17 protein-coding genes are annotated in these 25051 nt (G+C 58.5%); 11 read left to right on the top strand and 6 right to left on the bottom strand.

The annotated features are described in order from the left end of the window. Window positions 1–54 precede the first annotated feature (54 nt). Both ASU33_RS18950 and ASU33_RS18945 read left to right on the top strand, forming a co-directional pair. Window positions 55–1542 (top strand): hypothetical protein, encoded by a 1488-nt coding sequence (locus ASU33_RS18950; RefSeq protein ID WP_149867307.1) that lies wholly within the window; start codon window positions 55–57, stop codon window positions 1540–1542. Window positions 1543–1605: 63 nt separating this feature from the next. Next, window positions 1606–2169: a DUF4252 domain-containing protein gene (locus ASU33_RS18945; RefSeq protein ID WP_059072369.1), complete on the top strand. Its 564-nt coding sequence runs from the start codon at window positions 1606–1608 to the stop codon at window positions 2167–2169. Between the two features lie 548 nt (window positions 2170–2717). On the opposite strand, the gene ASU33_RS18940 is transcribed toward ASU33_RS18945, so the two are convergent. Both ASU33_RS18940 and ASU33_RS18935 read right to left on the bottom strand, forming a co-directional pair. Further along, complete coding sequence (locus tag ASU33_RS18940) at window positions 2718–4196, bottom strand: OmpA family protein (RefSeq protein WP_059072368.1); 1479 nt, start codon at window positions 4194–4196, stop codon at window positions 2718–2720. Between the two features lie 281 nt (window positions 4197–4477). Further along, window positions 4478–5770, bottom strand: a complete 1293-nt coding sequence (locus ASU33_RS18935; protein ID WP_059072803.1) for an aminopeptidase P N-terminal domain-containing protein — start codon at window positions 5768–5770, stop codon at window positions 4478–4480. A 280-nt stretch (window positions 5771–6050) separates the two neighbouring features. Between ASU33_RS18935 and ASU33_RS18930 the strand changes: the two genes are divergently transcribed. The 9 genes from ASU33_RS18930 to trxA all read left to right on the top strand — a co-directional run bounded on the left by ASU33_RS18930 (window position 6051) and on the right by trxA (window position 20895). Then, window positions 6051–7097 carry a glycosyltransferase family 9 protein gene (locus ASU33_RS18930; RefSeq protein ID WP_059072367.1) on the top strand — a complete coding sequence of 349 codons (1047 nt, stop codon included), beginning with the start codon at window positions 6051–6053 and terminating at the stop codon, window positions 7095–7097. Between the two features lie 163 nt (window positions 7098–7260). Next, the gene (locus tag ASU33_RS18925) at window positions 7261–8499 is read left to right on the top strand and encodes a M16 family metallopeptidase (RefSeq protein ID WP_059072366.1); all 1239 of its coding nucleotides are present in this window, start codon (window positions 7261–7263) and stop codon (window positions 8497–8499) included. Between the two features lie 3 nt (window positions 8500–8502). Further along, window positions 8503–9390: a YDG/SRA domain-containing protein gene (locus ASU33_RS21075; protein ID WP_078063253.1), complete on the top strand. Its 888-nt coding sequence runs from the start codon at window positions 8503–8505 to the stop codon at window positions 9388–9390. A 10-nt stretch (window positions 9391–9400) separates the two neighbouring features. Then, entirely contained in the window at window positions 9401–10045 is a 645-nt protein-coding gene (locus ASU33_RS18920) for an O-methyltransferase (RefSeq protein ID WP_059072365.1), read from the top strand. Between the two features lie 117 nt (window positions 10046–10162). Continuing rightward, window positions 10163–13141, top strand: coding sequence for a TonB-dependent receptor (locus ASU33_RS18915; RefSeq protein WP_059072364.1), 2979 nt, complete (start codon window positions 10163–10165; stop codon window positions 13139–13141). A 229-nt stretch (window positions 13142–13370) separates the two neighbouring features. Continuing rightward, complete coding sequence (locus ASU33_RS18910) at window positions 13371–15683, top strand: lytic transglycosylase domain-containing protein (protein WP_059072363.1); 2313 nt, start codon at window positions 13371–13373, stop codon at window positions 15681–15683. Window positions 15684–16046: 363 nt separating this feature from the next. After that, complete coding sequence (locus ASU33_RS18905) at window positions 16047–16541, top strand: hypothetical protein (protein WP_149867306.1); 495 nt, start codon at window positions 16047–16049, stop codon at window positions 16539–16541. 176 nt (window positions 16542–16717) lie between these two features. Further along, window positions 16718–20434: a DNA polymerase III subunit alpha gene (dnaE, locus tag ASU33_RS18900; RefSeq protein WP_059072361.1), complete on the top strand. Its 3717-nt coding sequence runs from the start codon at window positions 16718–16720 to the stop codon at window positions 20432–20434. Between the two features lie 131 nt (window positions 20435–20565). Further along, complete coding sequence (trxA, locus tag ASU33_RS18895; protein ID WP_059072360.1) at window positions 20566–20895, top strand: thioredoxin; 330 nt, start codon at window positions 20566–20568, stop codon at window positions 20893–20895. A 58-nt stretch (window positions 20896–20953) separates the two neighbouring features. Here the strand turns inward: trxA and ASU33_RS18890 are convergent, their stop codons facing one another. The 4 genes from ASU33_RS18890 to ASU33_RS18880 form a co-directional block, all read right to left on the bottom strand. After that, window positions 20954–21892 carry an energy transducer TonB gene (locus tag ASU33_RS18890; RefSeq protein ID WP_059072359.1) on the bottom strand — a complete coding sequence of 313 codons (939 nt, stop codon included), beginning with the start codon at window positions 21890–21892 and terminating at the stop codon, window positions 20954–20956. A gap of 895 nt (window positions 21893–22787) precedes the next feature. Beyond that, a complete protein-coding gene (locus ASU33_RS18885) occupies window positions 22788–23252 on the bottom strand; it encodes an Lrp/AsnC ligand binding domain-containing protein (protein WP_059072802.1) in 465 nt (154 codons plus the stop codon). A gap of 95 nt (window positions 23253–23347) precedes the next feature. Then, entirely contained in the window at window positions 23348–23866 is a 519-nt protein-coding gene (locus ASU33_RS21345; protein WP_149867305.1) for a hypothetical protein, read from the bottom strand. A 12-nt stretch (window positions 23867–23878) separates the two neighbouring features. Next, entirely contained in the window at window positions 23879–25021 is a 1143-nt protein-coding gene (locus ASU33_RS18880; RefSeq protein ID WP_059072358.1) for an isoaspartyl peptidase/L-asparaginase family protein, read from the bottom strand. Window positions 25022–25051: the final 30 nt, after the last annotated feature.

The following is a 25051-nucleotide window of genomic DNA, read 5'->3' as shown; positions in this document are numbered from 1 at the left end:
GGCTTTGTTGTATTTTTAGAAAGCTGCATCAATCGTACCCCTACTCCTCCGCTTATGCCTCGCGCTTTACTGTTGTTGCTGCTGCTGTGGCTGCCCCTGGGCCTGTGTGCTCAGCCCGCACCCACGCAGCCCAAGCGGCTGGAGCTTAAGCTTGAGCCCAGCTACAGCGATGTGCAGGTAGTGCCGCTGCCCGATAGCACAGTGGTCTTGTTTGTCGAGAACGAGGCCAACGGTTCCTTTAAGCTCGATTACCGTTTTCTACACTTCAACCGCGACTTGCAACTGGCGCGCGAGGCCAAGGTTGAAGTGCCCACCGAGTTCAACTTGCAGTTTGCCTGCGCCGAAGCGCCCTACGCCTACGCGCTGTTCCAGTCGGGCTACATAGGCGCGCGGTTCCAAGTGTTCCGGCTCGATTTGCGCACCGGCGAAACCCAGGGCTTTGCCTTCGATACCAAAGTCGTCAACGACATTTACGACCTGGAGGTGCTCAACGGCAAGCTGTTTGCCACGGTGCAGGTAGCGCAGCACCTCACCGTGATGCACGTAGATATGGACGGCGAGGAGTTCCGGCTGCTGCCCTCGGTGTACGAGCCGCTGCCCACGCAGCTTACTTTCTTGGCTGATTCGGCCACCGAGCGCGTAGGCTACGTGCTCAGCCAAACCAACGGCCGCTTGTCGCGCCTGCAGGTAAAGCAGCTTTCGGCGCGGGGGCAGCTGCTGGCTTCGCAGTTTATACAGGCCGAAAGTGGCCGCGGGCTGGTTACGGCCGAGCTTAGCCCCGGCGACAGTATCCGGCGCCTGCTCACGGGCACCTATACCCTGCGCGACCCTAGGTACTCGCAAGGCCTGTTTGCTACCGACCTTTCGGGAGGACCCACGGCCCGCCCGCCGCTGCGCTTCTACGATTTCACGGTGCTCAAGCACTTCTTCGATTTTATGAAGCCCCGCCGGGCCGAGCGCCTGCGGGCCCGCAGTGCCCAACGCCGGGCCGCCGGCCGCGACCTGCGCCTGCGCTACCGCATTCTTACCCACCGCATGCTGCCCTTTGATGATGGCTATGTGCTGATGGCGGAAATCTACTACCCGCGCTACCGCTACGATTCGTACGGCTTCGTGCTGTTTTCGCCCAACCGCACCTTCGATGGCTACCGTTCGTCGCACGCCATCGTGTGTGGCTTCGACCGCAACGGCACCCTGCTTTGGGACAACACCTTTGTGCTGAAAAACGCCGAGCGGCCTACCCTCACCGAAACCGTGCGGGCCCGCCCCCTCCCCGATGGCCGCCGCTTGGCCTTGGCGTACGTGGATGAGGAAAAGATTCGGTACAAAATCGTGGACCGCACCACGCCCTCGCCTAACGACCTGCACGTACCCTTGGCCACCAATACCCAGGGCTTGCGCGAAAAATCCGTTTCGACGAACCGCACCGGCATTTTGCCTTGGTACGGCAGCCGCTTTCTGGCCTACGGCTACCAGCGCGTGCGCCCCGAGCACGGCAGCAGCCGCGAGGTATTTTTCCTGAACGTGGTGGCTTTCGAATAAATCTTGTGGCTTGCGGGGTGCGTACAGGCGTGCATATTTCGCTAAACGCCTTACTTCGCTTTCATGAGACATTCACTGCTTCGCCTTTGGCCCCTGCTGGTCCTGCTTTGGTTAGGTGCCTGCCGGGCAGCCGGCCCCGAAAACCCGGCTCGCACTGTTGCTGAGTTCTTCAACAAATACGAAAACCGCCCCGGCTTTCGGGCCACTACCTACGAGCCCAACTTCCTGACGCGGATAGTGCTGGGCCGTGTAAGCCGCATGTCGGATGCCGATGCCGTGCAGGCGCTTACCGCGGTGCGCAGCATTCGGGCCCTCACCTTCACGCCTACGTCGGCCGGTGCCCGCAACCTCACCGAGCGAGGCTTGCTGAACGAGGTAGATGGCCTGCTTCGCAACGAACGGTACGAGCCCCTGAACACGCAAGCCGCCGAGGGCGCAGCCGGCAACACCTACCGCTACTCCGTGCGCCGCACCGGCGACCGTGTGCGCGAGGTAGTAGCCACCAGCCGCGTGCAGGATGTCCCAGACTCATTTATCCTACTCGCCATCAGCGGCGACTTCACGCAAGCGCAGCTAGATCAGCTAACCAAAATTTTGCCAGGCATGACGGGCGAAATCACCAAATAGCCTAGGTAGCCATACCCAAAAAAGGCCGGGGCAGCAGTGCTGCCCCGGCCTTTTTGTTAAGGCGCCCTGCACCTGAGCAGCACGCCCTAGGTACATCATCCTAATGGGCAGAGCCAGGGCGCGCCGAGTAAGCTCACAGCAGTTTTGGTCCTCCTGGGTTTTTCTGTCATCCTGATCTAAGCAAAAGCCCTTATCTCGCCTGCACGGCACTCCCTGGGTCGTTATTTCGAGCATGTTGCACATAGGGCAGCAAGTCGAGACATCCCGCGTGCTAACGTTAGATACTAACCGCCCGTCTTTTGAAGAAAAGCTTGCCCCGAGGAGTCCCGTGAGGTTTCAACGTGGTAAGGTCCTTCCTTCGTCAGAATGACAGTACTATCAAGCGAGGTGCCTCGATAACCTCGATATGAAGGTCTTTGCCTAGGTCGTTCGTGCGTGACAAGGGCCTTCGGCTGGCGCATGAGGATGACAAATGCACTGCTGGGAGCACAAAAAAAGCGGCGACTCGTTGCCGAGCCGCCGCTTTTTATCAAATCACCACCTAGGGCTTAGGGCTGGGGAGCCGGCTGCTGGTCGGGGATGAAGAACTCGAAGCGGAATTCAACGCGACGGTTCTGCGACATGTTCTTGGCCGAGGTGTTGGGCGCGGCGGGTGCGCTTTCGCCCATGCCCAGTGTCGGGATGCGGCTCGGATCTACACCCTTCTGGGTGAAGTAGTTCTTGGCCGAAATAGCACGGCGCTCCGAGAGGCCTTGGTTGTACTCGTCGGTACCGCGCGAGTCGGCGTGGCCTACGATGCGGATGCTGTACTCGGGGTGCTCCTGCAGGGCACGTACCATCTTATCCAGCGTCGGGTACGACGAGGGCAGGATTTGCGTGCTGTTGGTGCGGAAGCGGATGGGCTGCTCCAGCTTGCGGATTTCCTGCGGGATTTCGGGGCAGCCGTTGGCATCTACCTTGGCACCAGCGGGGGTGTTGGGGCAGCGGTCGGCGCTGTCGGGCACACCGTCGCCGTCGGCATCAACCGGGCAGCCGTTGGCATCTACCTGCACACCTTTCGGCGTGTCGGGGCACTTGTCGTTCTTATCCGCTACGCCGTCGCCGTCGGCATCGGGGCAGCCGCGCAGGGCAGCCGTACCAGCCTGGTCGGGGCAGTCGTCGTCTTTGTCGCGTACGCCGTCGTTGTCCTTATCGGGGCAGCCTTGCAGCTCAGCTTTGCCGGCTTCGGTGGGGCACTGATCCTGGTAATCCGGTACACCGTCCTTGTCGCCGTCGAGCGGGCAGCCGTTTTCGTCAACCTGCACACCGGCGGGGGTATCGGGGCACTTGTCTTTTTTGTCGCGTACGCCGTCGCCGTCGGTATCCTTGGCTTTGCCCAGGCCGATGTTCAGGCCCACGGTGTGTTGCAGGTACCGGTCGTCGATGCTGTTGTCGTCGCGGTTGGGCTGGTTGTCGAGGTTAGCACCTAGCGGGAAGTGCTGGCCCGTTTGAACGAACAGGCCCACGGCGTCGCCCAGGCGGAAGTTGATGCCCGCCGCACCGTGCACATCGAAGTAAGTCTTGCTCTCGTCGAAGTTGCGCGACTGGTTGTCGCGGTTGAGGGTACCACCAGCGCTGGCAAAGGCCAGGCCCGGCGAAACCAGCAGGTAAGGCTGCACCACGGCGTCCTCTTTCAGGGCCCAACCGTTGTTCAGCTTCAGCTTAAAGCCCAAGTTGGCGTTTACTACGTTGGTCTCGAAGCTTGAGCCGTAGTATGGGTTGCCCTGCGCCGTGGTGTGCTTCAGCTCCACGTAGCTCAGGTGCAGGCCCATGTCGAGGCCCGGTGAGATGTAACGATTGATGCTGAGACCGGGGCCGTACTCGGCTTGGTCGAGCTTCCAGTACTCCGAGCCGAAGTTGCCCTTGTACTGGTAGGCGCTTACGTTGAGGCCAATACCCCAGCGCCGGTCGGCATTTTGAGCTTGTCCGCGCGGGGCCGCCGCCAGCAGCGCCAGACCCAGGACAGATGTGGTTATAAGATGTTTCATGTGCGAAACGCTTAAGTGAGGAAAAGCAGTTTGGGGCGCGAAATACGTAATTGCATCCCATACATTAACGCCACACTATACTTTTCAAAGCCCTACTTAGTTGTGTTTTCGGGCATATTCTTGCAGTCCAGCCGTGCCATCAAGTTTCGTTAGCCTCTCATTCACAGCAGTTGGCAACATCATTAGCCAAGCCCAAACGCTTATTTACTTGCGCCGATAAAAAAACAAAACGCCGCTCTCGTGCAGAGCGGCGTTTTGTATTACTTCAAGATGAAGTGGTGCTAGCGTTGAGCCATGATGCGCTCGATGTCGTCGGCTTCGAGCGGAATGTCGGCCATCAGGTCTTCGCACTGCGAGCGGGTAATTACCACGTCGTTTTCGAGACGAATACCCAAGCCCTCCTCGCGGATGTAGATGCCCGGCTCCACGGTGTACACCATGCCCGGCTCGAAGGTGCGGTACTTGGCGCCTACGTCGTGCACATCGAGGCCTAGGTAGTGCGAGGTGCCGTGCATGAAGTACTTCTTGTACAGCGGCGCGGCGGGGTCCTGGTTGTTCACGTCGCCTTGGCTCAGCAAGCCCAAGCCAATGAGCTCCTGCTCCATGGTGCGGCCCACAGCGGCGTGGTAATCCTCGATGTTGTTGCCGGCCACCAGCTGCGATTTGGCAAACTTCATTACGCGCAACACGGCGTCGTACACCTCGCGCTGGCGCGGCGTGAACTTGCCGTTGACGGGGATGGAGCGCGAAAGGTCGGCGGCGTAGTTGGCATACTCCGCCCCAAAATCGAGCAGCAGCACGTCGCCGTCGTTGCATTCGCGGTCGTTGCTTACGTAGTGCAGAATGCAGGCATTGGCACCCGAGGCGATAATGCTGCCGTAGGCCGGGCCGCGCGAGCCGCTTTTCAAGAACTCGTGAAAAATTTCGGCCTCAATTTCGTACTCCATCACGCCGGGCTTTACAAAGCCCAGCAAGCGACGGAAGGCGTTGCCCGTGATTTCGCAGGCGCGGCGCATCAGCCGGATTTCCTCCTGGCTCTTGATAGCGCGCAGCTGGTGCATAATGGGCGCGGCGCGCTTGTAGTTGTGCAGCGGGTACTTCTCCCGGATTTCCCGGATAAACCGGGCGTCGCGGGTTTGCACCTCCACCACCGAGCGAATGTGCTCGTTGGTGTTCAGGTACACGTGCTCGGCCTCGTTCATGAGGGCGTGCAGCACCTGCTTGAAAGAGTCGAGCCACAGGATGGTTTTGATGCCCGACTGCTCGCGCGCCTGCTCTTTGGTGAGCTTGTAGCCCTCCCACACGAGGATATGCTCGCTGGTTTCCTTCAGAAACAAGATTTCGCGATACTGCGGCAGCTTGGCATCGGGGAAAATGAGCAAGATGCTTTCTTCCTGATCGACGCCCGAGAGGTAGAACAGGTCGTTGTTTTGCCGGAACGCCATGGTGCCATCGGCGTTGGTGGGCATGATGTCGTTGGAGTGAAATATGGCCAACGAGCCGGGCAGCAGCTGCCGCTCGAAGTTGCGGCGGTTGTGGATAAAGAGTTCGGGTGAGATTGAGCCGTAGCGCATGTAGTGGGTATTAGCGTGCGGAATAACGGCCGCCTGCGCGGCCGGTTGCAAGTTAGGTTTTAGGCGGTAGGTTTTGGGCCTAGGTACCAAGGCACATGTTGGAAGTTGGCAGCACCTAGGGCAACGTGAGCAAACAGAGGCAGCCGGGAGCTAATTGGCTTCGTAAGCGTGTTATAGCCATAGAGGATACGCCTTGCTGCATTACCCTGTTTGCACAGATTGTACAAAATCAGTTGCAGCAAAGCAGCCTGCGGGTATATTTGTATCCTTGCTTTATCCTATGCAAAGCCCCGCTGCCAACCGAGCCATTTTGCTGATCCAGACCGCCTTTATTGGCGATGTTATCTTGGCCACAGCACTGCTCGAGCGCCTGCACGAAACCGAGCCCGATACACCCGTGGATGTATTGGTGCGCCGCGGCAACGAGGGGCTGCTGAAAGGCCACCCGCACGTGCGGAAGCTGCTGGTATGGGATAAAAAGAACGAGAAATACGGCGGCTTGTGGCGCCTGCTTCAGCAAGTGCGCGCCACGCACTACGAGCGCGTTATCAACCTGCAGCGTTTTGCCTCCACGGGCTTCCTCACGGCCTTTTCGGGTGCTGAGCAGCGCATTGGCTTCGATAAGAACCCGCTGAGCTTTTTGTTTACGCACCGGCTACCTCACGGCTTTGCGCCGGGCGTGCACGAAGTGAGCCGCAACCTAAGCTTGCTCGAGCCGGGCATACCGGCGCCGCTTACCCGCCCGCGCCTCTACCCCACTGCCACCGACGAAGCCGCCGCTGCGCCTTACGCCGAAGCGGGCCCGTACATCTGCATTGCGCCCACGTCGGTGTGGTTTACCAAGCAGTTTCCGCAGGAGCAATGGGCCAAGCTATTGCGGGCGTTGCCGGCGCACTACACCGTGTACCTGCTGGGTGGCCCACCCGATGCGGCCGAGTGCCAAGAGTTGCTCGAAAAAGCTGGCCGGCCGCGCGTGGTAAACCTGGCGGGCAAGCTGTCGTTGCTGGCTTCGGCGGCGCTCATGCGCGGTGCCGTGCTCAACTACGTCAACGACTCGGCCCCGCAGCACTTGGCCTCGGCTGTGGATGCGCCTACTTGCGCGGTGTTTTGCTCCACGGTACCCTACTTTGGGTTTGGCCCGCTTAGCTCGTTTGCCCGCATCGTGGAAATAGCCGGAGAGCTGGAGTGCAAACCCTGCGGCCTGCACGGCTACCGCAAGTGCCCGCTTGGCCACTTCCAGTGCGCGCACGGCATCGAAACGCAGCTGCTGCTGAGCGTACTGGCCGAAGCCGAAGCCTGGACGGCGCCTGTAGCCACCGCACGCTAGGCTACCCAGCACAGTATTACGGGCCTAGGTAACAGTGGCGCACTTTGCTGTTGTACCTTTGCTGCCCTTTGCCTTGGCTTGCTAGCCTAGGCCAACCAAATTACCTTTCTCTGGTTTTTAGCGTTTTGGGAGCTGATTAGCCCCGCTCCGCATTCCCATATCCATGCTCGAATACGATTTTTACGAGTTGCCCAACGGCATTCGGGTGCTGCACAAACAGGTGCCGCATACCAAAGTGGCCCACTGCGGTTTCTTACTCGATATTGGCTCGCGCGACGAACGCCCCGAGCAGTACGGCCTTGCGCACTTTTGGGAACACATGGCCTTCAAAGGCACCGAAAAGCGCCGCTCCATTCACATTCTTAACCGCTTGGAGGCCGTGGGCGGCGAGCTGAACGCCTACACCACCAAGGAAAAAATTTGCTTTTACGCTTCGCTGCTGAGTACGCACTTTGAGCGGGCGTTTGAGTTGCTGACGGACCTTACCTTCAACTCGGTATTTCCGGTGAAGGAGATTGAAAAAGAGCGCGGCGTGATTCTGGAGGAAATGTCGATGTATATCGACACGCCCGAAGATGCCATCATCGATGATTTCGACGGGGTGGTGTACGGCCAGCACGCCCTAGGTCACAACATCCTCGGCACGCGCGAGAGCGTGTCGGCCTTCCAGCAGCAGGATTTCTTTCAATTTCTGAAGGAGAACCTGCGCACTGATCGGCTGGTGTTCAGCTCGGTGAGCAACCTGACCTTCAAGCAAGTAAAGCGTCTGGCCGATAAGTACCTGGCGCCGCTGCCCGCACAGCTAGGTGCCCGCCCGCGATTGGCCTTCGCCGATTACCAGCCCCAGCACCAAACCGAGCAGAAGCCCATTACGCAAGCCCACTCGCTTATTGGCTGCCCGGCCTATGCCTTGCCCGATGCGCGCCGTCTGCCCTTCTTCATGCTCACCAACATCCTAGGTGGGCCGGGCATGAACTCGCGCCTGAACTTGGCCGTGCGCGAGAAGTACGGCTTTGTGTACAGCATCGACGCCAACTACGCGCCCTACACCGACACGGGCCTGTTTGGCATTTACTTCGCTACCGAGAAAGCCCGCCTCGAGCGCACCACCCAGCTGGTGCTGCGCGAACTGCGCCTGCTGCGCGAAAAGCCCCTAACCACCGCGCAGCTGCACATGGCCAAAGAGCAGCTGATGGGCCAGCTGGCCATGGCCGAAGAAAGCAACGGCGGCATGATGCAGCTGCTGGGCAAGAGCACCCTCGACCTAGGCCGCGTGGAGTCGCTCAACGAAATCTTCGACCGCATTCGGCAGGTAACCTCGCAGGAGCTGCAAGACCTCGCCAACGATGTGCTGCGCGAAGACCAGCTCAGCGTATTGCAATACGTGCCCGAGGGCCGCTGAGCCATGAAGCATACGAACATAGCATTCGGTCACGTACCGGGTGTACCCGTGGGTGCAGAGTTCGAGAACCGTCGTGCAGTGCAACAAGCAGGACTGCACCGCGACTGGATGAAAGGAATATCCTATGCCAGCGGGCAAGCTGCCGACGCCATAGTTCTGTCTGGCGGGTATGAGGATGACTTGGACTTGGGCTCCACAATCTTATACACCGGCCAGGGAGGCAACTCCGAAGGACAACAGGTTGCTGATCAAACGCTAACCCGTGGAAATAAAGCACTTCACCTTAGCTACGAGCAACAAACGCCCATACGCGTCATTCGCAAAGTAGTAGAAGGACGCTTGGAGTATTACCAATATGCTGGACTGTATAAAATCAGCCAGTGGCAGGAGAAGAAGGGTAAATCAGGCTTTCTGATTTATCAGTTCCTACTAGTTGAAGCTGATAACTCTGTTTCCGAAGCACCAGCAACAGTAATTTCTGTTTCGCAGGTTGCTGAAGAAGCTGGGGAATATGGTCCTGCCCGACGGGAAACCAGCACTGTAGTTCGATTAGTGCGTGATACTGCGGTTATGCGCAATATAAAGTCGGCACACGGGTTTGCTTGTCAAGTTTGTGGGATAGTGCTGCAAGGGCCTAAAGGTCCTTACGCCGAAGCAGCGCATATCCGGCCGCTGGGGGCACCTCACCATGGGCCTGATAAGCTCGACAACGTACTTTGTCTGTGCCCCAACCACCATGTTCTTTTTGATTTAGGTGCGTGGAGCGTTGCTACTGATGGCAGCTTACTTGGACTACCAGGTCAGCTCCGCATCACTGACACACATCAGCCTAATCCAGAACACATAACCTACCATCGCGCTACAATTTACGCGCGACCTTCCCGACGCTGACACTTGGCCCATGTACCACGCCGACGAACTTCAGCAATACGCCGACGACCACACCTCGCCTGAACCAGCACTGCTAGGCCGCTTGGTGCGCGAAACGCACCTGCAAACCCTGATGCCGCGCATGCTCTCGGGGCACTACCAGGGTCGGCTGCTGAGCATGCTTAGCTACATGGTGCAACCTAGGCGGGTGCTGGAGCTGGGAACGTTTACGGGCTACTCTGCGCTTTGCCTGGCCGAAGGCTTGGCACCCGATGGCGAGCTGCACACGGTGGAGCAGAACCTCGAGCTGCGCAGCCGCGTGGAGCGCTACGTAGAGCAGGCGGGCCTAGGTGGGCGTGTGCACCTGTACATTGGCGACGCCGAGCAGGTGATACCGACTTTGGCCGAAACATGGGACATGGTGTTCATCGACGCCGATAAAATTCGCAACCGCGTGTACTACGAGCTGGTACTGCCGCAGGTGCGGGCAGGCGGGTTTATCCTCATCGACAACGTGCTGTGGAGCGGCAAAGCCCTGCCCTCTTATCAGCTGAAGGCGGCCGACAAAGATGCCCACGCCGTGCGCGACTTCAACGACTTTGTGCAGCAGGATGAGCGCGTGGAAAACGTGTTTTTACCCATCCGCGACGGATTATTTTTGGTGCGCAAACGATAGCACTTCAGCTGTTTAGCTGCAATTACCTAATGGCGGCGCTTTGCGTATACGCCCCGACGATTAAACGCTTGCGGCCCTGGGCCGTCTAAGCCACTCGTCAGGCTACGCTCCGCTGTCATGAAACACGCCTCCCTAGGGATACTCTTACCTTTTGTTGTTGCCGCCGCGCAGGCGCAGGCCCAAACCTTTCCGGTAAGCGGCCGCGTGCTCGATGCCAAAGACCAGGCCCCGCTGATTGGCGCTAACGTGCTGCTTACCCGCTTGCAGGCCGACTCGGCGCGGGTGGGCGCGGCCGTAAACCCCGATGGTAGCTTTACTATTCCGGGCGCCGAAGCGGGCAGCTACCGCCTCACGGTTTCGTTCCTAGGGTACCAAGCGCTTAAGCGGGCTGTTACCGTAAGCGGCGCGCCGCTGAACCTAGGCACGCTTGCGCTGCAGGCCTCGGGCGTTACGCTGCGCGGTGTGGAGGTGACAGGCCGCGCTCCAGCGGCCGTGCAAAAGGGCGATACGGCGCAGTTCGACAGCCGCGCTTTCAAGACAAACCCCGACGCCAATGCGCAGGATCTGATTACCAAAATGCCCGGTGTAACCGTGGGCACCGATGGCCGCGTGCAGGCGCAGGGCGAGCAAGTGCAGCGCATTTTGGTGGATGGCAAGGAGTTTTTCGGCAACGACCCCGACGCCGTACTGCGCAACATCCCGGCGGAGGTTATCGACAAGATTCAGGTGTACGACCGCGCCTCCGACCAGTCGCAGTTCACCGGCTTCGACGACGGCAACCAGCAGAAAACCATCAACATTGTTACGCGGCCGCAATTCCGCAACGGGCAGTTTGGCCGGGTGCAAGCCGGCGCGGGCCAAGGCACCGACGGCGAAACGCGCTACCGGGCCAGCGGCAACATCAACTCGTTTAAGGGCAAGCAGCGCATTTCGGTAATTGCCCAAAGCAACAACGTAAACGAGCAGAACTTCGGCACCGAGGACTTGCTCGGCGTGGTGGGCAACTCGCGCCAAGGGGGCAGCGGAGGCGGTGGTGGCCAGCGCGGTGGTGCGGGTGGTGGCCGGCCCGGTGGCGGTGGCCAGGGCGGCGGTGGCAACCCCGGCGGTGGCGGGGGCAACAACGCCAGCAACTTTCTGGTGAACCAGAGTGGCGGTATCTCGCGCACGCATGCCCTAGGTCTGAACTACTCCGACAGCTGGAGCAAGAAGACGGATGTGCAGGGCAGCTACTTCTTCAACCTGAGCGATAACACCCTGAGCAGCACTACGGCGCGCGCCTTCAACGTGGATTTGCTGCGCTACAACGAGAACTCGCTTACCACCAGCCGCAACATAAACAACCGCGCCAACCTGCGCATCGAGCACAAGTTCGACTCGCTAAACTCGCTGCTGTGGCAGCCCCGCCTCTCGGTGCAACGCAACACCAGCAACAACACGCTTGACGGACGCATTTTCCGGGATGCTTTTGCCGACGTAGCCGACAGCACCCAGAGTACCAACAGCAGCGACTACCGCTCGGCCAATACGGGCATTACGTTCGGCAACCAGCTGCTGTACCGCCACCGCTTTCTGAAGCGCGGCCGCACGTTTTCCCTAGGTCTGAACACCACTTACAACGACCGTAGCGGCAGCAACTACCTGTTCTCGGAAAACCTCGACTTTACCAGCACGCCGGAGTCGCGGCGCCTTACCGACCAGTACGCCCGCCTCGACCAAGTAGGTTGGAACTGGAACGCCTCGGCCGTTTACACCGAGCCCATTACCCTTAAGAGCCAGCTGCAGCTGAACTACACCTTCGGCTACACGCCCAACGACTCGGACCGCAAGACTTACAACTTCGACCCGAGTACCGGCCGCTACACCGCCCTGAACACGCCGCTGAGCAACGTGTTTCAGAGCAGCTACACCACCAACGCCGCCGGCCTAAGCTACCGCTACAACGACCAGCAGCTGCAATGGATGGTGGGCGCTTCGGTGCAACAAGCGGTGCTGCGCAACGAGCAGGAGTTTCCGCAGGCGGCCATTACGCGCCGCACCTTCCTGAACGTGCTGCCCAATGCCATGCTGCGCTACAACTTCTCGCGGCAGCAAAACCTGCGCCTCAACTACCGCATGCGCACGCAGGAGCCCAGCATCAGCCAGCTGCAGGAGGTGGTGAACAACTCCAACCCGCTGCAGATTACCACCGGCAACCCCTTGCTGCAGCAGGAGTTTACGCACAACCTGTTTGTGCGCTACTCGGCCGCCAAGCCCGAAAAGTCGACCTCGTTCTTTGCGCTGATTGGCGGCTCGTATACCGATAACTACATCACCAACAGCACGCGCATTGTCGATCGGCCCACGGCCATTGGCGGCGTAATCGTGCCGGCGGGCGGGCAGATTACACGCCCCGTAAACCTGAACCAGCAGTACACGCTGCGCTCGTTTGCCAACTACACCTTGCCGCTGGCGTTTATCAAATCGAACCTGAACCTGAACGCGGGCGCGAGCTACAGCCAAACGCCGGGCCTCGTAAACGAGCAGCTGAACTACAACCGGGCGCCTGGCTTCAACTTTGGCGCGGTGCTGAGCAGCAACATCAGCCCCGAGCTGGACTTCACGCTGTCGTCGAACTCGTCGCAGACGTATGTGCGCAACACCCTGCAAACGCAGACGAATAGCCAATACTTCCGCCAGAACACCACGCTGCGCTTTAGCTGGATCATCACCAAAGGCATCACGCTGCAGTCCGACGTGAACCACATTGCCTACTCGGGCCTCACGGCGGGCTTCAACCAAAACTTTGTGCTTTGGAATGCCAGCCTAGGTAAAAAGATCCTGCCCAAGCAGCAGGGCGAGATTCGCCTGTACGCTTTCGACTTGCTGGGCCAGAACAACAGCATTCAGCGCAACATTACGCCGGCCTACACCGAGGACGTGCGCACCAACATCCTGCAGCGCTACGTGATGCTGATGTTCACCTACAACATCCGCAACTTCGGCGGCGCGGGCGGCCCGGCCATTGATCAGCCGAGCAACCCCGGCCCTGGTGGGTTCGGCCCGGGTGGCCGTCCGGGCGGTTTCCCAGGCGGGCCGCCTCCTGGTGGCGGGTTGTAAGTAGTTCGCTCCTTGCTGTCTTCAGAAACACACTTGCCTAAAAGCGGAGCCGGTAAAATGCACCGGCTCCGCTTTTCGTTTACAGGACCGCTGCCCCTAGGTGGCAGCACATAAAAAGAACATTGGCAGGCCCTAACCGGCCGTGCCGACGCAATTTTTCGCCTACTTTGTAAGCTGAGGGACCGGCGAAATAGCCGCGCAGTGTCGGTTCCGTCTGCTCCGCCTGCTTATGAAAAGACTGCTGCCCTTGTTGCTTTGCCTGCTGCCGTTGCTGGTGGCGGCTCAGAGCGTACCCGTTCCTACCGAAATTCAGTTTGCTGGCTTGCGCCTGCGCCTTACCGATGGTGGGCGGACGGCCGTGCAGCAAAAAGTTGATGCCCTGCGGCGCCACCCCTCGTCGTTTCAGGCGCGGGTAGCCTTGGCCGATGCCGCTTTCCCAATCATCGATCGGGTGCTGCAGGAGGAAGGCGTACCACTCGATTTCCGCTACCTCTGCTTGCAGGAAAGCGGCCTGCAGGGCGATGCGCAGAGCATTCACGACGCGGTGGGCTACTGGCAGTTTAAGCGCGAGGCGGCCTCCGATTTCGGCCTGCTCGTGAACGACCAGGTAGATGAGCGTAAGCACCTGGTAGCGGCCACGCACGGAGCGGCTAAGTACCTGCTCCGCTCGCAACTGATGTACCGCAACTGGCTGAATACCCTGCTCAGCTACAACCTAGGGCCCGGCGGCGTGAAGCCGTACACTTTGCCCACCGACGCCACGGCCACGGAAATGGAGGTATCGGAGAAGACGCACCCCTATGTGCTGACCTTCCTAGCTCATAAGATTGCCTACGAGCCTGCCATTGGGGCCAACCCTCGCCCGGCCATGATGCTGCGCGAATACCCCGCGATTGGCGGCCAATCGTTGGATATGCTCGCGCAGGCCATTCAAACACCGGCAGCCGAGTTGAGCAAGCACAACCGCTGGCTGCTGGCCGCTGCGGTGCCCACCGATAAGTCGTACACCGCGCTGGTACCCGTAACCGATTCGCTGCAATTGCTGGCTATGGCGGTGCAGCAGCGCCAGAATGCCACCAAACTGGTAACCAAGCCCGAAGTAGACCCCACCAACGCCGCCTTCGTTACCGTGAACGGCCTGCGCGCCGTGGTGGCGCTGCCCGGCGAGAGCAAAGAAGACCTAGCCCAGCGCACCGGCATTAAGTTGCGCAAGCTGCTGCAGTACAACGACCTCAAGCCTTTCGATCAGATAGTAGTTGGCCAGCCATACTTCGTGCAGAAAAAGCGCGACAAGGCCGCCGTGGAGTACCACGTTGCCCAGCCCGGTGAGAGCGTGGCGTCGGTGTCGCAGAAGTACGGCATGCGCAGCAAGGCCATTCGGAGCAAAAACCGCATGGCCGCCAACGAGCAATTGCAAACCGGCCGTGTGCTCTGGATGCAGCACACCCGCCCGCGCGAGGTAGCCGTGGAGTACGTAAAGGATACCAACGGAGCCGTTGCGGCAGCCCTGGAGCGCCCCACCGGCAGCACTGCGCCTGCTGAGCCAGCACCTGCAGCACCAGCTACCGCGCCCAAACCTGCTCCGAACAAACCTGCCTCAGCCAGCCCAGCCCCGGCTACTACAGCCAGCAAGCCTGCTCCTACGCAGCCGGTGCAAGACGAGCCCGCATTGGCCGATGCCGGTACGGAAGCCGCCGACTCAAACCTGGAGAACATCAACGATGTAGCCGCACCCGACTCGGCCCCCGTAGCAGCGCCGGCTGAACCGATGCCGGCCAAGCAGCCCGATTTAGCCAGCACTACGCCGGCCACCAGCAAAGGCTTACCGCCTTCAACCCCAGTAGCCGATGAGCCGGGAGCTGACGCGCTGGAGGAAGAACCCGTGGCAGTTGCCGCACCCGCAGCACCTAGCCGCCCTGCTGCCACTGCTCCGCCCGCGAGCAAGCCTGCGCCGGCTACCCCAACCCCAGCAGTGCCTGCTCCTGTAGCCACTAAGCCCACTACTGCAGCCTCTACACCTGCTGTTACAGCCGAAAAGCCAACTACGGTGCCTGCTCCGAAACCCACAGCACCCGCTGCTACGCCGGCTCCTACGGTAGTGGAAGCTGTTCCAGCTTCAGGCCTACACACGGTTCAACCTAAAGAAAACGTGTACTCAATTGCCCGCCGCTTCGGTATTCGGCCGGCTGATATCGTTGCCTGGAACAACTTGCCCCCTAGCCCTTCGCTGCTGATAGGCCAGGTTATTCGGGTAGCGCCGCCGGCAGTTGGCGCTACAGCTTCGGCGGCGCCGGCTACCACCCCGGCCAAACCTGCCGCTACTCCTGCCGCTGCCTCCAAGCCAACCACGGTGGCCACTTCGGCACCTGCTCCGGGCCCAGCGGCTGCGGGAACCATCAAGCATACGGTAGCGCCAGGCGAGTCGATGTATGGCATTTCGCGCAAGTACGGTGTCACCATCAAAGACATTATGGAGTGGAACGGCAAGCCCGATTTCAACGTCCGCCCCGGCGAAGTACTGGTGGTAAAACCAACCAAGTAGCCTTGGTTGCTTCTTTAATAACAACTGGCCGCTCCTACCTAGGGGCGGCCAGTTGCCTTTCACACCCCTAGGTGAGAATCAACGATGTGGTGCGAGGCTGGCACCTACGCCCCCAACGAGTTACCGTACCATTCGCCAGCATCAGGAATATCCGCGCACTTAGTTTGCCCTAGGTTACTGAGGCGAGGCACAACCAGTGCCTGGTGACAGCCGCAATCAGCCCCGACGCCATAACCAATAAGCTACACCAAAAAATAGGCTACGAACAGACGAGTGCCCACAGTACAGCCACACGGATCAGAACCTCAGCGGTGTTTTTATATCTTGATGCCCATATATCCACCACTAACGCCCCATTGCTCGATGATTCGTTTACTATGTATTGCAATTCTTTCGTTGGCCACGGTTCTGTTGGGAACTGCCCAAACCACCAGCCTCGAAGCTCAAGTAAATCAGTACTTCAACGATTACATTGCTCGGATGGAGCCGGTGTACCGCGCCCCAACTGATGCAGCGGCCATTGCCCTCATCGACAAAGTCATTAAAGACTTTACGCCCCGCCGCAACGCACTAGGCAAAAGCGTTGATCAGTGGCTGGCAACTGCTAGCCCCGCGCAGCAGAAAGCCGCCATCATGCGCATGCAAAAAGCGCCTTGGGTCGAGCGGTACGGCAATATGGTAGCCTCGCCGCAGCTCATGAAGTTTATGGATCGGGAAAAGCAAAACCCACAGCTGAAAGCTGCTTCCGCCCGCCTGATGGCCGCCAAACTTTACTCCGCTGGTTCGCTTTCAAGCGCTACTATCCTCAAAAAACAGTCTCCTGACAGCGAGGAGGAAGATGATGCTGCAACCGAATAGCATTTCCTAGTTTGGCTGATGGCCTTAAGTTCTGGCAAAAGGATGGCTCGAAAGGCCATCCTTTTTTGTTCTTACCAATACAGAAAAACTAGCGCCGTCGCAACGTTTCCTTTCCCCTACCCCAGCGGTAACTTTACCTGCTGTTTGGCGCCCTAACGCGCTAAGCCCTGCTTGCAATGCCAACGTTCTCTCACCTCCACTGCCACACCCAATACTCCCTGCTCGACGGCCAAGCCAGCATTTCGGCGCTGATGAAAAAAGCGCAGAAGGATGGCATGCCCGCCGTGGCCCTCACCGACCACGGCAACATGTTTGGGGCGTTCAACTTTGTGGCCGAGGCCAACAAGTACAACGTGAAGCCCATTGTGGGCTGCGAGTTTTACTTGGTAGAGGACCGGCACAAGAAGTCGTTCAGCCGCGAAAAAGGCGAGCGGGACAACCGCTTTCACCAGTTGCTACTGGCCAAAGACCAGGCCGGTTACCAGAACTTGGCCAAGCTCTGCTCCATGAGTTACATCGAGGGCGTGTACTCCAAGTACCCGCGCATCGATAAGGAGTTGCTGCTGCAGTACCACGAGGGCCTGATTGCTACCTCGTGCTGCATCGGCGCCGAAATTCCGCAGGCGTTGCTGTGGAAATCGGAAGACGAAGCGGAAGAAACCCTGAAGTGGTGGCTCGATGTGTTCGGCGAAGACTACTACATCGAGATTCAGCGCCACGGGCTGATGAACATCGACAACACGGGCAAAAGCCAGGAAGACCTGAACCAAACCCTGTTGAAATGGGCCAAGAAGTACAACGTTAAGGTTATCTGCACCAACGACTCGCACTACGTCGATCAGCAGGACTTCGCTCCGCACGATTTGCTTTTGTGCGTGAATACTGGCGAGGAGCACAGCATCCCGGTGGGCGACTTCCAGACGAAATACTTCCGGTTGATTTCGGGCGAAAACAAGGTGGTTTACGACCACCTCGACAACCTGCGCCCCCTCGCCGGCTCCGACGACCAGGTGCGCCGCCAGCTCATGCGCATCGACGAGGAGTTGCAAATGCCCAAGCCCAAGTCGCGCTTCGGCTTCCCCAACGACCAGTTCTACTTCAAGTCGCAGGAGGAAATGAACGCGTTGTTCGCCGACGTGCCGGAAAGCGTGGACAACACGAACGAAATCGTTGACAAAATCACGCCGCCGAAACTGGCGCGTGACATCCTGTTGCCCAATTTCCCGCTACCAGCTGGCTTTGCCAACGCCGACGAATTTCTGCGCGAACTGACCTACGTGGGCGCGTTCGGACCGAGTGCGGGCAAGGGCATCGTGACGATGACCAAACCGCCGCGCTATTCAGAGCGCACGCCTGAAATCGAGGAACGGCTGGAATACGAGCTGCGCATCATCCAGACGATGGGCTTTGCGGGCTACTTCCTCATTGTGCAGGATTTCATCAACAAAGGCCGCGACATGGGCGTGGCCGTGGGCCCCGGCCGTGGCTCGGCGGCGGGTTCGGCGGTGGCCTACTGCGTGGGCATCACCAACATCGATCCGATTAAGTACTCGCTGCTGTTCGAGCGTTTCCTGAACCCGGAGCGTGTGTCGATGCCCGATATCGATATTGACTTCGACGACGTGAACCGCCAGCGCGTGATTGACTACGTGGTGGATAAATACGGCAAAACGCAGGTGGCCCAAATTATCACCTTCGGCACTATGGCCGCCAAGTCGAGCATCAAGGACGTGGCGCGGGCCATGGAGCTGCCCCTGCCCGCTACCAACGAGCTGGCCAAGATGGTACCCGAAAAGCCCGGGACCACGCTGGCCGGCGCCTTCGCCGAAAACCAGGAACTGGACATGATCCGCCGCGACGACGCGCCGGACAACTTGCGCGGGCAGATTCTGCGCCTGGCCGAGAAGCTAGAGGGCTCGGTGCGTAACACCGGCATCCATGCCGCCGGTGTTATCATCGCCCCCGACGACATCACGAAGTACATCCCGGTTTCGACGTCTAAGGACTCGGACCTGCTCGTGACGCAGTTCGACGGCAAGGTGATTGAGTCGGCGGGGATGCTGAAAATGGACTTCTTGGGCCTGAAGACGCTCACGATCATCGTGGACGCCCTCACGCTGATCAAGAAGAACCACGGCGTCGACATCAACATCGACGACATTCCGCTCGACGACCCCAAGACGTACGAACTGTACCAGCGCGGCGACACCATCGGCACGTTCCAGTTCGAATCGGAGGGCATGCGCATGTACCTCAAGGACCTCAAGCCCACCAACATCGAGGACCTGATTGCCATGAACGCCCTGTACCGCCCGGGCCCGATGCAGTTCATCCCGAACTTCATCAACCGCAAGCATGGGCGCGAGGAAATTGAGTACCCGCACGAACTGCTGGAGCCTATCTTGTCCTACTCGCAGGGCATTATGGTGTACCAGGAGCAGATTATGCAGACGGCCCAGATCCTGGCCGGCTACTCCCTAGGTGGCGCCGACTTGCTGCGCCGCGCCATGGGTAAGAAGGACATGAAGAAGATGGCTCAGGAGCGGGAGAAATTCTGCAAAGGGGCCAAAGAGCTGCACAACATCTCGGAGAAGAAGGCCAACGAGGTGTTCGACGTGATGGAGAAGTTTGCGGCCTACGGCTTCAACCGCTCCCACTCCGCTGCTTACTCGGTAGTAGCTTACCAAACGGGCTACCTGAAGGCTAACTACCCCGCCGAGTACATGGCCGCCGTGCTGACGAACAACATGTCGGACATCAAGAAGGTGACCTTCTTTATCGAGGAAGCCCGCCGCCAAGGTGTGCAGGTACTCGGCCCCGACGTGAATGAATCGGTACTGAAGTTCAATGTAAACGAGAAGGGCCAGATCCGTTTTGGCATGGCCGCCGTGAAGGGCGCGGGCGAGTCAGCCATCGAGAACATTGTGGCCGAACGCGAGAAAAAAGGTCCGTACTCCGACATTTTCGACTTTGCCAAGCGCGTGAACCTGCGCGCCGTAAACAAGAAAACGTTTGAAAGCCTGGCCTTGGCCGGGGCGTTCGACTCGTTTGAGCGCTACCACCGCCGGCAGTTTGTAGAGGCGCCAGCCGGCGACCAGCACCTCATCGATAAGGCCGTGCGCCTAGGTCAGCAACACCAAGCCGACCAGGATTCGGCCCAGCAGAGCTTGTTTGGGGGCGGCGCGTTTGGCGCTGTGGCCATGCCGTTGCCCAAGGTGGCCGACATGGAGCCCTGGCCTGCTACCGAGCAGCTGCGCCGCGAAAAGGAAGTGGTGGGTTTCTACCTCTCGGGCCATCCGCTCGACGACTTCAAGCTGGAAATTGACTCGTACTGCACGTGCGGACTCGACAAGATCGAAACGTATAAGAACCGCGACATTACGGTGGCAGGGCTAATCTCCAACGTGATGTTCAAGACAACCAAGACGGGTCAGCCGTTCGTGTCGTTCAACGTGGAAGACTACGATTCGAGCATCAACCTGGCCTTGTTCCGCGACGATTACACGAAGTTCTCGAGTATCATCAACCCGCGCAACTACGACAAGGAGCAGATTCCGCCCATGTTCATCCGGGGCAAATACGCCCAGCGTTTCCGCGACTCCGATCAGTACGAGTTCAAGATCATGACCATGGAGCCGCTGTTCAACGTGGCCGAAAAGCTGGCCAACGGCGTGCGCGTGCAGCTTGATCTGCGCACCATCACGGAGCCTTTTATGGACCGCTTTATGGCCGCCGTAGAGGACTGCGCGGGCTCGAAAAAGCTGGAAATCAAGTTTGCCGAGCCGCACGAGCACCTCACGGTTGATACCTACTCGCGCCGCTACCGCATCGAGCCTAAGTCGTTTATCTTCCGGATGCGCGAAATGGAGATTGATGCCTGCCAACTGATTTGAATTGCCGGAGGCTTATAGTCGAACTTTCGCGGAGCTTCCATGTTTGACATCCAATCTGCTACCTTGCACGCCCAACTCGCGTAAGCAGATTAGTTAACCTAGGCACTCACTTTCTTAACCCGCATAAGACAATGGGACACAAAGCCATTGAAATCACCGACGCCAACTTCGACGAAATCATTAACTCCGATAAGCCTGTATTGGTAGACTTTTGGGCTGAATGGTGCGGCCCCTGCCGCATGGTAGGCCCGGTAGTAGAAGAACTAGCTGGTGAGTACGAAGGCCGCGCCGTGATTGGCAAAGTTGACGTAGACGCCAACCCGCAAACTTCGATGAAGTTCGGTATCCGCAGCATCCCTACGCTGCTGGTGTTCAAGAACGGGCAGGTAGTTGACAAGCAAGTAGGCGCCGTGCCCAAGCATGTGCTGGCCCAAAAGCTGGATGCACAGGTAACTGCCTAAGGCAGCCCTAGCCCAAGCAAAGCGGGCCCGCTACCTAGGTAGCGGGCCCGCTTTGCTTTTACTCCCAATTGGCACGCGCCTCTACGGGCGGCGTGGGCGGCGGCTTGGGCCCACCGAATAAGTTGAACTGTGGCGCGAAGTAAATGGGTACGGTGTAGGTAAAGCTGGTGGGCACGTTGTACTCGCGTCCGGGCCGAAACCTAGGCAAGCTTTCTACCACGCGTTTGGCTTCTAAGTCGGCTTCGGGCGAGAGGCCACGCAGCACGCGCACCTGGCCTACGCGGCCGTCTTCGCCCACGGTGTAGGTTACGTACACCTTGCCGGTAATGCCTTTGCGGCGGGCGTCTTTGGGGTAATTGGTATGCTGAATAAGGTATTCCACCAAAGCTTGCTCACCGCCCGGAAACTCGGGGGCCTGACGGCGCCGAACCATGCCGTCGGAGCGGCTGCCATCTTCGTTGAACAGCGTAATGCTAGCCGCTTGCCCAATTTGCTCTACGGCGGCGGGCTGGCCCGAGCTATAGTAATAGCGCCACTCGCCGGTTGGCTGGTTTTCGTGGTACATGCCGGTGGATCGGCGCTGCCCGTTGCGGTGCACGGTTAGCCAGCGACCGGTACGCTCGCCGTTGTGGTACTCGCCCCGCTCCTGTACTTTACCGTCTTCGTACCAAGCTACGTACAGTCCATTGGGCTGATCGTTCTGAAAAGGTACTTGGCTAGCTTTGGTACCGCTTGGGTAATAGGTAGTAAACAAGCCACTCCGCTTTGGCGGTTCAAGGCTCTCAAGATATCCGCGCAACAGCAAGGTGCCATTCAAGGCATACTCCCGTATGGGGTAAAGGCCATTTTCGGGTTGCTGCTCCACTACCCGGTAATGGGTAGCGCTATCGGGCACGGCTTCCTGATTTTGCTCGTTCAGGTACACAGCCGGCAAGCTCTGGGCCTCGGCAGCGGAGGCTCCGCATAAAAGCAGCAACGCAGCAAGCAAAGCTTTCATGAGCAGGGCAACAGTTCCGAAATATACGTCAGCGGCAACAAAGAAAAAGTCACTCACCACGGTTTTTTACAAAAAGAACGTCGGCCGTGGCGCCACCCACGGCCGACGTCGGGCATCTATTTTTTGGATAAATGCCCTCGCACACTGCTCAACTTCGTCTCCACCTGCACGAAGTTGAGGCTGTAGTGCAATCTTGTTACGGGAAGCTGAAACGGCTTGCTTCCTCCCCTATTATTGATGCTTTGGCAACCCCTGCAATGCTTATTAGGCGTGCGCGGCGGCGATGCGTATTGCTGACAATCAGCTGTTTTTTGCGTTGAACTTTACCAGCCGCTCGGCTCCTTACCCTCATTGCGTTGGCATTGCACCTAGGCGTACGAGTTGGCTCATGGCATGGAACGTTTTGCTCATCGAAGTGAGGCTTTGTTATGTCAAGGCTGTTCCACCTACTGTTAGCAACAAGCGGTATGGCTCCGCAACAACTGCCGTTAGTGAGTTGGGCATACGCCTGACCATTGTTGCAATAATCCAACAACGTTTTGCTTACTGGCTGTACCTGTGCCGCTGCAGCACCTAGGAACCCATGCAAAGGCTTACAGGCAGTCTGGCTCCTGGCGGGAACCTGGCTATTGCCATGAGCACAGCTGATGTAAGCAGACCGCATACGTTTGTTGGTAAGGCAACACCACCCTGCTCCAGTCCGCTGAGGCTGGGTGCGAGTTGTCACTTGTTCAATTTTTTGTAATAATAATACTATGTATGATAACTCATGAATCTTATTATCTTTTTTCTAGCTAATTTTCTTAGATGTGCAATAGCTCTGTGCTGAGTGCAACGAAAGGCAAAGCCGGCCCTAGGTTGCTATTCCTAGGGCCGGCTTCGTGGTCTTGGCAGGTTAAAGCAATTGGATAGGGCGGTTAAGCGTCTCCTCGAGTGAAATAAGGGTTTCGGTGCGTTCGATGCCTTCTATCAACTGAATCCTGTCATGCAGTACATCGCGCAGGTGCTGGGTGTCGCGGCAAACCAAGCGGGCAAATACGCCATAAGCGCCCGTAGTGAAGTGGATGCTTACTACTTCGGGTATATCACGAAGCTGCTCGGCCACGCTGTTATATACCGAACTCTTCAGCAAGTAAATGCCCAAAAAGGCATTTACGCCGTAGCCAAGTTTGGCATAATCGATTTTCAGCGTGGCACCCCGAACAATACCTAGCTCTTCGAGGCGCCCCATCCGCACGTGCACCGTGCCCCCCGATACATGTACCCGACGCGCAATTTCGGTATAAGGCATCTTGGCATCCTCGAGCAGAAGTGCCAATATCTTCCGGTCGGTGTCATCAAGTTCGTAATTACGAGACATCTTATCGGGTTTAACTTGCGAGATTTTCAAGAGAACGAACTAAAAGTGAAGAAGTATGTAAATGTTCGTCATATATGATGTTAATATTTTACCTATTACGCAGCTGCTTTACATTTGTGATAATGAAACGCAGCCGGCGTTACAAACTTTGTAGAGCAACGCAAACCTGCTAGGCCAAACGCCGAAAAAGTGCTGAGCGAGGTGCCCCTGCTGGCCTTAATGCCCGCTTGCGAAGGTGCAACTCCTTCGGCTACAACTAGGGTGGAACCGGTGAAGAGGAAACTTGCGGGGCGTATCTGGGTGGGTACGTCCTGTTCTAGAGGCGGCATCTGGGTGGGTGCCGCCTTTTTTTTGCCCATACCTAAGCCTATCTTGGCTCGAAATAAGGGCTCTGAAGAAGCTAAACCAGGCAGCATGGATGACACGCGGGTAAACGCGCTAAGTGTGCCTAGCGCGTGCTTTGGCGCTGCAAAACTCCAAATGTTTCCGGCTTTGCCAAACATTCGGCCAAACTGAGCACCACAATTTGTTGGTTTTTGGGTGGCGGTAGCGCCAATAGAAAAGCCGCCGTTCTGGCAAACTTGCTCAGGAACGACGGCTTTTCTGTGGTGCATAACGTGGGCGGCTTATTTGTAAATGAGCACTTCGCTTTGCCCGTTTGCCTTGATGTAGCCGCGGTACATGCCCTCGGAGTTAAAAGGCATGGTAATGTTGCCTTGCCGATCCAGCCCGATGAGGCCACCGTCGCCGCCCAATTGCGCTACCTTATCGATGGTGGCTTGCGCCGCTTGCTGCAACGGCTGCTTGCCGTACTCCATCCGGGCGGCAATGTCGCGGGCCACTGTGGCCCGGATAAAGTACTCGCCCCAGCCCGTGCACGATATAGCGCACGACTGGTTGTCGGCGTAGGTGCCGGCGCCGATAATGGGCGCATCGCCCACGCGGCCGAAACGTTTGTTGGTCATGCCGCCGGTGCTGGTAGCGGCGGCGAGGTTGCCGTACTGATCGAGGGCCACAGCACCTACGGTGCCGTATTTGCGGCCCTCCGTAAATATGGGTGGCTCCAAGTAGCTCTGCGGCTTCCCTCCTGCTTTCTGCTTCGCCTTTACTTTCTTCGACTCAGTAGCCGGGGCAGCGGGCTTGGTAGGCGTGTTCAGCTGATCGGGAACGGCGCCTTGCTCTTTGGCAATGGCTTTCTGCAGCTGGTTGTAGCGCGCCTCGGTGTAGAAGTAGTTGGGCTCAACAATCTGCAGGCCTTTCTCCTTAGCAAACTGCTCGGCACCTGGGCCTACCATCATCACGTGCTCCGACTTCTCCATTACGGTACGGGCAGCCGTAATGGGGTTGCGCACTACGGTTACGCCTGCTACCGAACCCGCTTTAAGGGTTTTACCATCCATAATGGAAGCATCGAGCTCGTTGCGCCCATCGTGGGTGAAAACGGCGCCTTTACCGGCGTTGAACAGTGGTGAGTCTTCCATCACGCGCACGGTAGCTTCTACTGCATCGAGCGAGGTACCGCCCTTTTGCAGCACGCCGTAGCCCACCTGCAGGGCTTGGTTCAGTACCTCGCGGTAGGCTTTCTCCTGCTCGGGCGTCATGTTAGCGCGCGTGATGGTGCCGGCTCCGCCATGAATTACTAGGGTAATGCGGCTAGGATCGGCAGTTGAGGTAGCCGATGCGGGCTTGCCGGCCGTCGCGGTCTGGGCCTGCGCGCTTCCCCCTAGGTGAAGCAGCGCCAAAGGCAGCAGGTACAGGAGCTTTTTCATGGCAGGCAATTAACGAAGGCGAACGAAACT

Origin of the sequence: Solirubrum puertoriconensis, from assembly GCF_001483135.1 — a bacterium.
Lineage (GTDB): Bacteria > Bacteroidota > Bacteroidia > Cytophagales > Hymenobacteraceae > Solirubrum > Solirubrum puertoriconensis.
Note: the sequence above shows the minus strand (reverse complement) of the source record. Positions and strands in the feature narration are given on the sequence as shown.